The organism is Streptomyces huiliensis (assembly GCF_020037025.1).
Classification (GTDB): domain Bacteria; phylum Actinomycetota; class Actinomycetes; order Streptomycetales; family Streptomycetaceae; genus Streptomyces; species Streptomyces huiliensis.
Window position 1 is genome coordinate 1 of sequence record NZ_JAIQLH010000292.1, and the last position, 11906, is coordinate 11906.

Here is an 11906-nt window from a genome sequence, read left to right on the forward strand (position 1 = left end):
GGCCCTATGCCCGGCCTCACAGCCCGGGCCCCTGCGGCTCACGCAGGGCGAGGGTGCGCATACGTCCTGCTGGCGCCCGCGCGCTACTCCGCGCGACGGCGCGTTTCCGGCCCGTGCGCCAACTCGCCGCTCCGTCGCGCCGGTTGCGGCGCATCGGCCGGGGCGGAGCGGGCATGCGGTCCGGTGCCCACCGGCGGCACGGAGCCGACGGCTACGGGCACGGACGGCATGAAGACATGGACGGCACGGATGGTTGCGAGACCGGGAGGTGAACGATGCTCTGGTGGGGCTGGCTGATCATTGCGGCCGTGGGCCTGCTCGTCGTGGCCGGCGCCCTGGCGGGCGTACAGGCGCGGCGGCGGGCCGGAACGGTGATCGTGGTCCGGCGCGGGCACCGGGCGGGCAGGGGAGGCACGCGGTGGACGCGCTGATGCTCGCTTCGGAACTGGCCAAGCGGCCGGTGGTGACCTTGGCCGGGGAAGTCGTCGCGGAGGTCAAGGACACGGTGTTCGACGGCACGGCCGGGCAGATCACCGGGTTCACACTGAACGGCCGCGGCCTGCTGGCCGGGCCGCTCAAGCAGAGCCTGCCGTGGTCCTCGGTGCACGCGCTGGGCCGGCACGCGGTGCTGGTCCCCGGGCGGGAGGCGCTGGCCGAGCCCGCGGCCGTGGTGGCCTCGGGCGAGGCGGCGCACGGCGCGGTGCCGGGGGCGAAGGTGCTGACGGACGAGGGTGTCGAGGCGGGCAGCGTCCTGGACGTGGTGGTGGCTCCGGATGGCCGGGTGGTCGGCTTCCGGATCTCCGCGACCGAGGCCTTCGTCCACCGGGACCACGGGCGGCACAGCGTCTTCGTGCCCCGCGGCGAGGCGCTGGCCGTCTCGGGCCGGGCGCTGGTGGTGCCCTCCGGCGCGTCCCACTTCGTGGCGGACGACCTGCCGAGTTTCACCACGCAGGTCGAGATCTTCGCCGCCCGGGCGGCGGCGTCCAAGGGGTCCAAGGGGACGGCCGCGGGGAGGGAGCACCTGTGATGATGCTGTTCAGCGGGACGAAGGGGCTGCCCGTCGTGACGGCGGACGAGGCCGCCGAGCTCGGCACCGTGGAGGCGCTGGCGGTGGAGGCGCCGCTGGGCCTGATCGGGCACCTGCGGCTGTCCGGCGGCCCGGCCCGCAAGGGCCGGGCCTGGCTGCCGTGGAGTCTGGTGCGGGCGGTGGGCCCGGACGCGGTCATCGTCCGCTCGGCCGCGGAGCCGGTGGTGGCGGAGGAGCCGGACCACCACGAGATCCTGGGCAGCCGGGTGCTCACCGACCGGGGCGACGAGCACGGCACCGTCAAGGACGTCGCCTTCGACCCCGCGACCGGGCGCATCGGGACCGTGCACACCACCCAGGGGAACGTGTCCGGGCACCGGCTGCTCGGACTGGGCGACTACGCCCTGGTGATCCGCGCGGAGTGACCGGCCGGCCGGGCCTCGTGGCGGACGGCCCGGTCCACCGTCCGCAGCGCCGGGCGGCCGGCCGGGCGGGGCAGGACGGCGTCGACGAGGTCGGGGCCGGCGGTCCCGGGGCCGGCCACGGGCTCGGGGGCGTCGGCCAGCCGGCGGCGGGCGGCCCGCAGCGCGTCGGCGATGTCGCGGGTGCCGGTGGTCACGCACAGGGTGTAGGTCACGTCGGCCAGCTGCCGCCCGATCACCGGGTCCGCCGGGCGTGCCGCCGCGGAACGCTGCAGTGCCGTGTGGCGCTCGACGAGGTCACGGAGAACGGCGGGGTGGGCGAGCAGCATGGATTCCTCCCGGAAGAGTGTGGGCAGGCGTACCGACCAGCACGCGCCTGCCCCGGATTCCGCGGCTCATTCCGTTTTCGTTCGCCGGCGCCTTCCGTTTCGCGCCGCTTCCGGCCTTCCCGCCCTTTCCCCGCGCCTCTCCCCCGTCCCTTGCGAGCCGCCATTTCCCTCGCGGAACACGCGGTCCGGCGGGAAGCACAGGACGGCATCCGTCGAGGGCATCAGTTCCGGCCTCGCGGATACACGCACCGATATGACCGGGGAACTCGCAGCCGTGGAAGAACTGTTGACGGGGGCGCGGACGCGCCGCCAGGTGGCCCGCGCCTACCGGCGGATCCGGGCGGGGGACGGGCCGGGCCGGGACGGTCCGTACGCGCGCGGCGCGGCGGCCGGCTACCGGTGGGCGCTGGGCGCGCCCGGCGGGGCGCCCGTCACCGGCGCCACCCTTCGGGGCGGTGTGGACATGGAGACGCTGATGGCCGAGGTGGACGCGGCCGTGGTGCAGCTCGACGACCCGGCGCAGCCGCCCGGCGCGACCCGGTACGTCCAGGGCGTGCACGACGCCCTGGCCTGGATCTGCGGTATCAGCGACGACTGCCCCTGACCGGCCGCGCCCCTGGGACCGGCCCGGCCGTCACGGCACCAGGGCCCGGCCGTCACGGCATCGGGGCGGCCTGTCCCTTCCCGTCGAGCAGGTCCCCGTACCCCGCCCCCGTCCAGACGTGGCGGCGGTACTGGTCCGGTGTGACGAGCCCCTGCCAGGGGGTGCCCGAGGGGTGGAACACTCCCCCGCAGGGGAAGCAGTACCGCGCGTCGCCGGTGAGTTCGGCGGCCCGGTCCCTTCCGGCGCGTACCCGCCGGGCGTCCCGGTTCTCGCTGCGGAGGAAGAAGATCAGCCCCACCACCATCAGCGCCGCGACGATGCCGCCGATGACCTCGGACCTGGGCAGGCCCCACTTGTCGGCGAAGTGGTCCGCGGCGAAGCCGGCCAGCCCGGCCAGGACCAGTCCCTCCGCGAAGTGCGCGCAGCCGTCGACGACGGCGTCGTGGTCGGGTGCCGGAGCGAGCTTGTTCGGCAGCCCCACGCGGTAGCCCCGCTTGTCGGTGCGCGCTTCCGCCACCGGCGCGTTGTCCGTCGTCGCGCAGTGCGGGCAGGGCACGGCGCCGTCGCCTTCCTCATGGGTCATGCGTCCATGGTGGCGGTGTCTGATGTGTCCCCGTCACCCGGGTCCCGGATGCGGGGCTCGGATGCGGGGCTCGGATCCGGGGCCCGGATCCGGCGGCCGGCGGCACCGGTCAGGCCGGCACCAGTGTGGTCACCAGGACGTCGCGGACGGCGGGGCGGCCGGGGTCGAGGGGGCGGACGGGTGAGACCTCGTGGAGGGTGGCCCGGTCGTCGCCCACGAGCAGGGTGCCCGGCTGGGTGAGGGTGACGGCCAGCAGCGGGTCGCCGTCCGGGGTGTACACCGTGCTCTCGCCGCCGGTGGCGTTGTGCCGGGCGACGGCGAGGGAGGAGACGAGCGTGACGCCGTCGCGGTGGCGGCCCTCGGGGGTGGGCTGCCCGTCGCCGTCGGCCGTCGCGAGGACGCGGAAGGGGTGGACGTTGGCCGTCCACTCGGGGGTGGGGTCCAGGGCGGTGGCCAGGCGGCCGAGCAGCCGGAGCAGGCCGTGCAGGACGGGGTCGGCGGCGAAGTCCGGGGTCAGCGGCTCGAAGTGGCGGTCGACGTCGACGTAGAGGGGGTTGCTGCGGTCGGGCTGCGCGAACGCGGTGTGGTCGAGCGGCCGGACCGCGCCGGTCGCCGGGGTCACGGCGAACCGGCCGTAGCGGCGCAGCCGTCGGGTGCCGCGGGCGGCGGCGTAGGGGTCGGCGGCCAGCCGGTCCCAGTGGGAGGCGAACGCAGGCCACCGTCCGCCGTCGACGTGGGCGCGGACGTCGGGGGCGGTGAGCAGGTGCACGCCCTCGGCGGCCAGGGCCTGCCGGGCGGTCGCCACCGGATCGTGAGCGGGTGCCGGGCCGCCGGGCCGGGCGGTCTCGTCGGTCGCGTGGTCCACGGATGTCGCCTCCCTCGGCCGCTTCAGGGAGGAACCGCCCGTGCGGCACGGACGGTTCCCCGGCGGCAGCGGTGTGCCGCCGATCGGTCTCGGACCTCAGTCGCGGTCCTCGTAGCGGGCCAGTGCGAGGCCGAGGGTGAAGAACGTCGGCGCCCATTCGCCGACGAAGATGCCCCAGCGGTCGGCCCGGGCCGTGCCGGCGCTCTCCGCCTTCAGCGATCCGGCCCAGGCCACCACCGTCAGGGCGATGGAGCCGAAGGCCATGCAGTAGGCGTGCTCGCTCCGCAGACCGGCTTCGTGCAGTTTCTGGACGATCATGCTCCTTCACCCTTTCGTCGAGGGACGTCGAGTCGTCGGGATGTCGAGATCGTCGTTCCAGCGTGCACGCCCGCTCACCGGGCCGCATCTCGGGCCGGACGGGGCACCCGGGTACAGGCGGCAGAGGCTGCCGATAACAGCTCTTATTGCACGTTTCCTGAACAATACGGCAGGAACCCCGCGTGAAAATTAAATCAAACTTACGCAGTTCTTTACACTGCCACGATCTTTACTTGTATAGGGTTTTCGTGTCGGAAGGCCGGTACGGCGTATTCAAGGGGGGATTGTGCGCTTTCTGCATCCCGAGCGGGCGACACTGGAGGAGTTACTGCCGGGGCTGGACGCCCGGTTGGCGAAGCACTCGCTGGAGGAGCTGGAGAAACCCGGGGGCGAGGCCCTGCGCCTCTTCCGGGAGGCCGGCGGGCCCGCCCTGATCGTCTCCGCGTCGAACGCCGGGAAGGGCGCGTCCTGCCGGCAGGCGGTGCACGTGCAGCGGGCCGTCGGCTCGCGGTCGCCCTCACTGGCCGTCGCCACCACCATGCACCACTTCTCGGTGGCCGGACTCAAGGCCAGCGCCGCCGCCTCGGGCGGCAACGAGTGGATGCTCCTGGAGGCCATCGCCGCCAACAACCTGCTGGTCGCCTCCGGCTTCGCCGAGGGCCACTCGGGCCGCGGCATCCTGGAGCCCACCATGGAGGCCCGCCGGGACGGCGACCGCTACCTGCTCACCGGCCGCAAGCGCCCGTGCAGCCTGGCGCACTCCATGGACCTGTTCACCGCGTCCGTGACGCTCCTCGACGAGAAGGGCGAGCCGGAGGGCGCGGCCGTCGCCCTGCTCCCCAAGGACTCCCCCGGCCTGAGTGTGCGCCCGTTCTGGCGCACACCGGTTCTGGCCGGCGCCGAGAGCGACGAGGTCGTCCTCGACGGCGTCGAGGTCACCGAGGACCTGATGGTCCGCATGGCCACGGCGGGCGACCAGGGTCTTGACGAGCTCCAGAAGGTCGGGTTCGTCTGGTTCGAACTGCTCATGTCCGCGTCCTACCTGGGTGCCGCCAGCGCCCTGGCCGAGCGGCTGCTGGACCGGCCGCGGATCGCCGACGACCCGCTGTCCCGCGTCCTGGTCTCCCTGGAGGCCGCCGCCGCGGCCCTGGAGGGTGCGGCGGGCGCCCTCGACGGCGACCTCGCCGGCGCCGCCCTGGACACCGTCTTCGCCCGCACCCTCGCCTGCCGCTACGCCGTGCAGGAGACCGTCCGCACGGTCGCCGCGCAGTGCGCGGAGCTGCTCGGCGGCATGGAGTTCATCGACTCCGGCGACGTGGCCCTCCTGCTGGCCTCGTGTTCCGGCCTCTCGCTGCACCCCCCGTCCCGGGCGCGCACCGCCGGGCCGCTCTGCGACTACTACCGCGGCGCGCCGCTCAACGTCACCTGACGTCCCGACGTCGTCCGACGTCCCCCGGCGTCCCCGACGCCGCGCCCCTCCCCGTGCGCGAGGTTCCCCGGCAACGGCGCCGCGGTGCCGCACGGGCGGGGCGCTCCCGGCCCACCGGGCCGGCCCGGCCCCCGCACCCCTACGCGCGCCGCCCTCCGGCGGCCCGGCGTGCGGCAGCGGCCGTCTGATCATCACCGTGTCATCGGAAGAGGCAAGCGGGTAATCGGTATGCCGAAGAACGTTCTTCTCACCGGCGCCTCCGGAGTCATCGGAAGCGCCCTGCTCGGACAGCTCTCCCACCACCACGTGACCTGCCTGACCCACCGCCGGCCCGTACGCGGCACGGCGGCCGGGCACCCCGTCGTCTCCGTCCGGGGCGACACCAGCCGCCCGGACTTCGGGCTGGCCCCCGACGCGTACCACGCGCTGGCCGAGAACACCGACGTCGTCGTGCACTGCGCCGGCAACACCTCGTTCGACGTGGCGTCGGAGACCTCGCACCGCGTCAACGCGGACGGCGCCCGGAACATGGTCCGCTTCGCCCGGCGGAGCGGCGCCGTGCTGCACCACGTCAGCACGGCGTTCGTCGTCCGGCGGACGCGGGAGCGGGAGGTGGCCGGCGAGTCGGCCACCACCGCCGGGCACTACCTGGACTCCAAGCGGGCGGCCGAGGAGGCGCTCGCCGAGGAGGGGCACACCGGTACGGTGCTGCGGCCCGGCATCGTCATCGGCCACTCCGTCACCGGACGGATCAGCGCGCTCCAGGGCCTGCACAGCATCATGCTGGCCACGCTGCAGAACACCCTGCCCATGGCCCCCGTCCTGCCCGACCACCGCATCGACTTCCTGCCCGTCGACGTGGTGGCCCGCGCGATCCGGTCGGTCGTCGACCACGGCGTCGACACGGGCGAGCACTGGCTCACCGCGGGCGACGCCGCGCTCCCCGCCCAGCGGCTGATCGACCTGATCCTGGAGGTGGCGCGGGAGCACGGCCTGGAGCCGCCGCGCCCCCGGCTGGTGGAGCCGGACGTCATCGACCGGCTCATCCGCCCGGTGTTCCTCGGGCAGCTGCCCGAGCGGGACCGCGGGCGGTTCGAGACGATGCTCGGGCTGACCGAGCTCTTCGACACCGCCGAGTGCTTCCCGTCCACCCTCGGCACGCTGCCCGGCATCGCACAGCCCACGTCGGAGGAGCTCGCCGACGCCTGCCGCGCCTCGGTGGCGTACCTGATCCGCATCCGCCGCCTCGACCGGCGCGGGGCCGCCGCGTGACCGCCGTCCCGGACCGGTCCGCGGTCCACGACGTGTACCGGCGCCACCTGTCGGCGGGCCGGGCCCGGCTCTCGTCGATGCTCGGCGGGGCGCTGGAGCTCGGCGGCGACGGCTGCTGGGTGTACGACGACGCGGGCACCCGCTACCTGGACTGCGGCGGCTACGGCGTCTTCCTGCTCGGCCACCGGCACCCTGAGGTCGTCGCGGCCGTCCACGCCCAGCTGGACCGGCACCCGATGGCCACCCGGCTGCTGCTGGAGCCGGTGGCGGCGGCCGCGGCCGGCGAGCTGGCGTCGGTCGCGCCGCCCGGCCTGACCCGGGTGCACTTCGCCAACTCCGGCGCGGAGGCGACCGAGACGGCGCTGAAGCTGGCCCGCGCGGCCGGCTGCGGCGCGCTGGTCTCCGCCCACCAGGGGTTCCACGGCAAGACCAGCGGCGCCCTGGCGCTGACCGCCCGGCCGCTGTACCAGGAGCCGTTCCGTCCGCTGCTGCCCGGCGTCCACCACGTGACGTACGGGGACGCCGCCGCGCTGGACGCGCTGCTGGCGGAACTCCCCGAGCGGGCCTGCGTGTTCCTGGAGCCGGTGCAGGGCGAAGCCGGCGTGGTGCTCCCGGAGCCCGGCTACCTGGCCCGGGTCGCGGAGGTCTGCCGCGCCCGCGGCGCGCTGCTGGCGGTGGACGAGATCCAGACCGGCATGGGCCGGCTCGGCACCTGGTGGGGGGCGGACCGGGACGGCGTCTCGCCCGACCTGATGCTCGTCGGCAAGGGGCTGAGCGGCGGCGTGGTCCCGGTGGCGGCGGTCCTGGCCACGGACGAGGTCTACCGGCCGTTCAGCGCCGACCCGTTCCTGCACAGCTCGACGTTCGCCGCGTCCCCGCTGGCCATGGCCGCGGCCGAGGCGGCGGTCCGGGTCACCCGCGACGAGGACGTGGTCGCGCGGACGGCCGCGACCGGCGGCCTCCTGCTGGCGGCCGTGCGGGAGGCGCTGGAGCCGTACCGCGACGGGGTGGTGGCGGACGTCCGCGGCACGGGCCTGCTGATCGGCGTGGAGTTCGCGACCGAGGCCGCCGCCGGGGAGTTCACCCTGCACATGCTGGAACAGCACATCCTCGTCAACCACTCGCTCAACTCCGGCCGGGTGATCCGGCTGACCCCCTCGTACCTGCTCACCGAGTCCGACGTGGCGCGGATCGCCGCCGTCTGCGGCGAGGCGGCCGCGCACGTGGCGGCCCGGCTCGTCCCGGCTCACCCCGTACCCTCCCCGCTGAACGGAGCACAGGCATGAACAACGTCAGGGTTGCCGCGCTGGTCGTGGGCATGGACGCGGACCAGGTCTTCGACCGCGTCAGCGACTTCGCCTCGTACCGCGACTACACGCCGGCCGTCCAGGACATCAAGGTCGACCGGACGGACGGCAGCACCTGCTCGTCCACCTGGTGGGTGCACTTCCGCGAGGGCGTCATCCGCTGGAGCGAGGTGGACACGATCGACCGGGAGCGGCTGCGGATCGACTTCGAGCAGACGGAGGGCGACTTCGCCCACTTCTCCGGCTCCTGGGAGGTCCGGTCGGTGGAGGAGGGGACGGAGCTGCTCTTCGACTCCGTCTTCGACCTCGGCATGCCGAGCCTGGCCGCCATCCTGGACCCGGTCGCCGTCAACGCGCTGACCGAGAGCATCCGGGAGATCGTCACCGGGCTGATGGGCGGCGCGGTCACCTTCCGGCCCTCCCCGGCGGGGGTCGCCGGCTGAACCGGCGGTGCCACGGCGGCCGGTGTCCCCTCCGCGGGGGCACCGGCCGTTCGCGTTCACCCGCGCGTCCGCCGTCTCGCGTCAGCCCGCGGACCGCAGCCGGGGGCGCGCCGCCGGGTCCGCCGCCACGACGGCGGGCTCGCCCAGCCGGAAACCGACGCCCCGGACGGTGGCCAGCACCGACGGGTCGCCGAGCTTCCGGCGCAACGCGCTGACGTGCACGTCCACCGTGCGTTCGGAGCCGTACCAGTTGTCGCCCCACAGCCGGGCGATGATCTCCTCCCGGGTGCAGACCGAGCCGCGCGCCTCGTGGAGGAAGCGGAGCAGGTCGAACTCCTTGCGGGTGAGGCGCAGCGGGTCGCCGCGGAACGACGCCTGCCGGGCCCGCTCGTCGATCTGGAGGAGGCCGGTGGCGCCGGTGGCGGAGGCCGGTTCCGCCGCGGGTACGGGGTCGGGCCGCTGCCCGCGGCAGCCGGCGCAGCCGGCGCGGGTGGCCTTCTGGGCCCGGGCGGTGAGCTCCCAGAAGCGGTAGGGCTTGGCCATGTGGTCGTCGGCGCCGCAGCGCAGGAAGGTCACGCAGCTCAGCTCGTCCGGCGCGCAGTCCAGGACGACGACGGGCGCGCCGTGCAGTCGGCGCAGCCGTCCGCAGCGCAGGTAGGCCTCCTCGCAGGTGCGGGTGACGTCCATCAGGACGACGTCCACGTCGCGGGGGCCGCGCTCGGCCTCGGCGGCGAACACCGTCTGGACGGCGTGGCCCGCGTACTCCAGTTCGCGGGCCAGGGCGTTGGTGGCGTCGATGGTGTCCTGGACGAGGAGGAACCGCATCAGTAACCCCGATCTTTCGGCGATCATGCCGGTAACCTGTGCCGTTCGTGCCGTGGTCACACCTGCGGAGCCGTGCCCACCGGGCCTGGTCGCCTCAGCCGCGGCCGGCCGGCCGGCCCGCGGCGGCCCCGTCCCGCGCGGTGGGCTCCGGGGCGGCGGGCGGCTCGTCGGGGCCGTCGTCGGCCTCGCTCAGGCCGATCCGGTCGTGGAGCCGGCGGAGCGGTCCTGGCGCCCACCAGTTGACGCGGCCGGCGAGCCGCATGAACGCCGGGACGAGCACGGCCCGGACGAGCGTCGCGTCCATGACGACGGCGAGCGCGAGGCCGACGCCGAGGAGCTTGAGCAGCGTCACCCCGGAGATCGCGAAGACGACGAGCACCACGGCGATGATGACGGCGGCGGCGGTGATGATGCCGCCGGTGCGCTGGAGGCCGTGGGCCACGGACTCGGTGTTGTCGCCGGTGCGCAGGTAGCGCTCGCGGATGCGGGAGAGCAGGAACACCTCGTAGTCCATGGACAGTCCGAAGGCCACGCAGAAGGTGAGGATGGGGATCGCCGCGTCGAGGGTCCCGGTGTGCGGCGGGCTGCCGACGAGGAACGCCAGGTGGCCGTCCTGGAAGACGAAGACCATGGCGCCGAAGGTGGCCGTGAGGCTGAGGGCGTTGAGGGCCAGGGCCTTGACGGGCATCAGCAGGCTGCCGGTGAACAGGAAGAGGAGGACGAGGGACGAGCCGACGACGATGCCCACGGCGGCGGGGGTGGCCCGCCCGATCGCGGCGCTGCTGTCCTTGACGTCCGCCGCGCGCCCGCCGACCGACACCCTGATGTCGCCGTCCCCGGCGGGCGGTTCGACCGCGCGGAGCCGTCCGACGAGCCGGCCGGCCTCCTTGGAGTCCTGGTCGGCCGTGGAGACGGCGGTGAGCAGCGTCGTCCGGTCGTCGACCAGGGCGGCGGACGCGGGACCGGGTCCGCGGACGCGGCGCCCGTCGGCGTAGTCGCCGGTCGGGGCGGTCACGGACCGGACGCCGGGGGTACGGGAGAGGTCGAGGGCGTAGCGGTCGACGGCGGTCGTGGCGGCGCGTCCCGCGCCCTCGACGACGATGGGGACGCCGCGGGTCACGCTCGGGTCGAAGTCGTGGCGCAGCCGGTCGGTGGCGCGGTGCACCTGGGCGGAGGCGGGGAGCGAGCGGTCGTCGAAGAGGCCGGCGGTGGCGCCGGCGAACGGCGAGGCGAGGACGGCCAGGAGGACGACGACCCCGCCGCCGTACAGCAGGGGGCGGCGCATCACGGCGTGGGCGAGCCGGTACCAGCGGCCTTCGGAGGCGGTGGCGGGCCCTGTCGCCGTGCCGGCGCCGTCCGGGGCCGGGCGGCGCCAGCGGGCGAACACGTCGAACCGGTTGACGCGCGGGCCGAGGACGGCCAGCAGGGCGGGCAGGACGAGCGTCGCGCCGGCGGCGGCCGAGAGGACGACGACGATGCCGCCGTAGGCGAAGGAGCGCAGGAAGAACTGGGGGAAGACCAGCAGGGCCATCAGGGACAGGGCGACGGTCAGCGCGGAGAAGGCGACCGTGCGGCCGGCGCTGCGCATGGTCCGGCGGAGCGCCTCCTCCACGGTGGTGCCGCTGCGGAGTTCCTCGCGGAAGCGGGCCAGGACGAACAGGCTGTAGTCGATGGCGAGGCCCAGGCCGAGGGCCGTGGTGAGGTTCATCGAGTAGACGGACACGGACACGGCGCCGGCGAGGGCGTTGAGGACGGCCCGGGTGACGACAATCGACAGCAGGGCGATCACCAGCGGCAGGGCGGCGGCCACCGCGCTGCCGAACACCAGCAGCAGGAGCAGCAGGGTGACGGGGGCGGCGATGAGCTCGGCGAGGAGCAGGTCGCGTTCGGTGCGGTCGCCGACCTCCGCCTGCACCTGGGCGGATCCGGCGGCGTGCAGGGTCAGCCCTGCGGCGTGTTCCTCGAGCTCCGGCAGCAGGCGCTTCGCGGTCTTGGCCCGGTCGTTCTCGTTGCCGCGCAGGGAGAGGGTGAGGAGGCCGGTGCGGCCGTCCGCGGACCGCATCGCGGCGGGTTCGCCGGCGGTCCAGTACGAGGTGACGGCTCGTACGTCGCGGTCTCCGGCGGCCCGTTCGCCCAGTTCCCGCGCGGCCGCTCGGGTGGCCGGCGTCCTGACGTCGCCGGGGCCGGTGAGCAGCAGCACCATGTCGTCGTCCGCGGCGGGGAAGCGCTCGGAGAGCAGCCGTTCGGCCCGCGTGGACTCGGCTCCCGGGTCGGCGAAGCCGCCGTGCTTCATGCGGTCTTCGACGCCCAGGCCGCCGAGGGCGGCGAGGATCATCACCACTGTGGTCACCCACAGCACGGTGGTGCGCCGCCGGTGGAGCAGGGCGCGGACGCGGTCGGCCATGGGGTGCCTTTCGACGAGCGGGAGCCGGGGAGGGTGCGGTGCCGGGAGCCGGAAGGGCCCCGGGCGGCCGGCGGCGGG

At 74.8% G+C, this 11906-nt stretch carries 14 protein-coding genes; 8 read left to right on the top strand and 6 right to left on the bottom strand.

Annotated elements, in window-relative coordinates; genetic code table 11:
* Window positions 1-275: 275 nt before the first annotated feature.
* The 3 genes from JNW98_RS31415 to JNW98_RS31425 are packed head-to-tail and all read left to right on the top strand — an operon-like array spanning window position 276 to window position 1452.
* Window positions 276-431, top strand: coding sequence for a hypothetical protein (locus JNW98_RS31415; protein ID WP_223771703.1), 156 nt, complete (start codon window positions 276-278; stop codon window positions 429-431).
* A complete protein-coding gene (locus tag JNW98_RS31420; RefSeq protein ID WP_223771704.1) occupies window positions 419-1027 on the top strand; it encodes a PRC-barrel domain-containing protein in 609 nt (202 codons plus the stop codon). The genes JNW98_RS31415 and JNW98_RS31420 overlap by 13 nt, the downstream gene beginning before the upstream one ends.
* Entirely contained in the window at window positions 1027-1452 is a 426-nt protein-coding gene (locus JNW98_RS31425) for a PRC-barrel domain-containing protein (protein ID WP_223771705.1), read from the top strand. The genes JNW98_RS31420 and JNW98_RS31425 overlap by 1 nt, the downstream gene beginning before the upstream one ends.
* Here the strand turns inward: JNW98_RS31425 and JNW98_RS31430 are convergent.
* Complete coding sequence (locus tag JNW98_RS31430; protein ID WP_223771706.1) at window positions 1425-1778, bottom strand: DUF5133 domain-containing protein; 354 nt, start codon at window positions 1776-1778, stop codon at window positions 1425-1427. The genes JNW98_RS31425 and JNW98_RS31430 overlap by 28 nt on opposite strands.
* 274 nt (window positions 1779-2052) lie before the next feature.
* Between JNW98_RS31430 and JNW98_RS31435 the strand changes: the two genes are divergently transcribed.
* Complete coding sequence (locus JNW98_RS31435) at window positions 2053-2382, top strand: hypothetical protein (RefSeq protein ID WP_223771707.1); 330 nt, start codon at window positions 2053-2055, stop codon at window positions 2380-2382.
* 52 nt (window positions 2383-2434) lie between these two features.
* Here the strand turns inward: JNW98_RS31435 and JNW98_RS31440 are convergent, their stop codons facing one another.
* The 3 genes from JNW98_RS31440 to JNW98_RS31450 form a co-directional block, all read right to left on the bottom strand.
* Window positions 2435-2965, bottom strand: a complete 531-nt coding sequence (locus tag JNW98_RS31440) for a hypothetical protein (protein ID WP_223771708.1) — start codon at window positions 2963-2965, stop codon at window positions 2435-2437.
* Between the two features lie 109 nt (window positions 2966-3074).
* Window positions 3075-3830: a 2OG-Fe dioxygenase family protein gene (locus JNW98_RS31445; RefSeq protein WP_223771709.1), complete on the bottom strand. Its 756-nt coding sequence runs from the start codon at window positions 3828-3830 to the stop codon at window positions 3075-3077.
* A gap of 96 nt (window positions 3831-3926) precedes the next feature.
* Window positions 3927-4148 (bottom strand): hypothetical protein, encoded by a 222-nt coding sequence (locus JNW98_RS31450; RefSeq protein WP_185943109.1) that lies wholly within the window; start codon window positions 4146-4148, stop codon window positions 3927-3929.
* Window positions 4149-4434: 286 nt separating this feature from the next.
* Between JNW98_RS31450 and JNW98_RS31455 the strand changes: the two genes are divergently transcribed.
* The 4 genes from JNW98_RS31455 to JNW98_RS31470 all read left to right on the top strand — a co-directional run bounded on the left by JNW98_RS31455 (window position 4435) and on the right by JNW98_RS31470 (window position 8599).
* Complete coding sequence (locus JNW98_RS31455) at window positions 4435-5577, top strand: acyl-CoA dehydrogenase family protein (protein ID WP_223771710.1); 1143 nt, start codon at window positions 4435-4437, stop codon at window positions 5575-5577.
* 228 nt (window positions 5578-5805) lie between these two features.
* The gene (locus tag JNW98_RS31460) at window positions 5806-6849 is read left to right on the top strand and encodes an SDR family oxidoreductase (protein ID WP_223771711.1); all 1044 of its coding nucleotides are present in this window, start codon (window positions 5806-5808) and stop codon (window positions 6847-6849) included.
* Entirely contained in the window at window positions 6846-8135 is a 1290-nt protein-coding gene (locus JNW98_RS31465) for an aspartate aminotransferase family protein (RefSeq protein WP_223771712.1), read from the top strand. The genes JNW98_RS31460 and JNW98_RS31465 overlap by 4 nt, the downstream gene beginning before the upstream one ends.
* Entirely contained in the window at window positions 8132-8599 is a 468-nt protein-coding gene (locus JNW98_RS31470; RefSeq protein WP_223771713.1) for a type II toxin-antitoxin system RatA family toxin, read from the top strand. The genes JNW98_RS31465 and JNW98_RS31470 overlap by 4 nt, the downstream gene beginning before the upstream one ends.
* Window positions 8600-8680: 81 nt before the next feature.
* On the opposite strand, the gene JNW98_RS36380 is transcribed toward JNW98_RS31470, so the two are convergent.
* Window positions 8681-9451: a winged helix-turn-helix transcriptional regulator gene (locus JNW98_RS36380; RefSeq protein WP_263421414.1), complete on the bottom strand. Its 771-nt coding sequence runs from the start codon at window positions 9449-9451 to the stop codon at window positions 8681-8683.
* A 67-nt stretch (window positions 9452-9518) separates the two neighbouring features.
* Window positions 9519-11828, bottom strand: coding sequence for an MMPL family transporter (locus JNW98_RS31480; protein ID WP_223771714.1), 2310 nt, complete (start codon window positions 11826-11828; stop codon window positions 9519-9521).
* Between the last annotated feature and the right edge of the window lie 78 nt (window positions 11829-11906).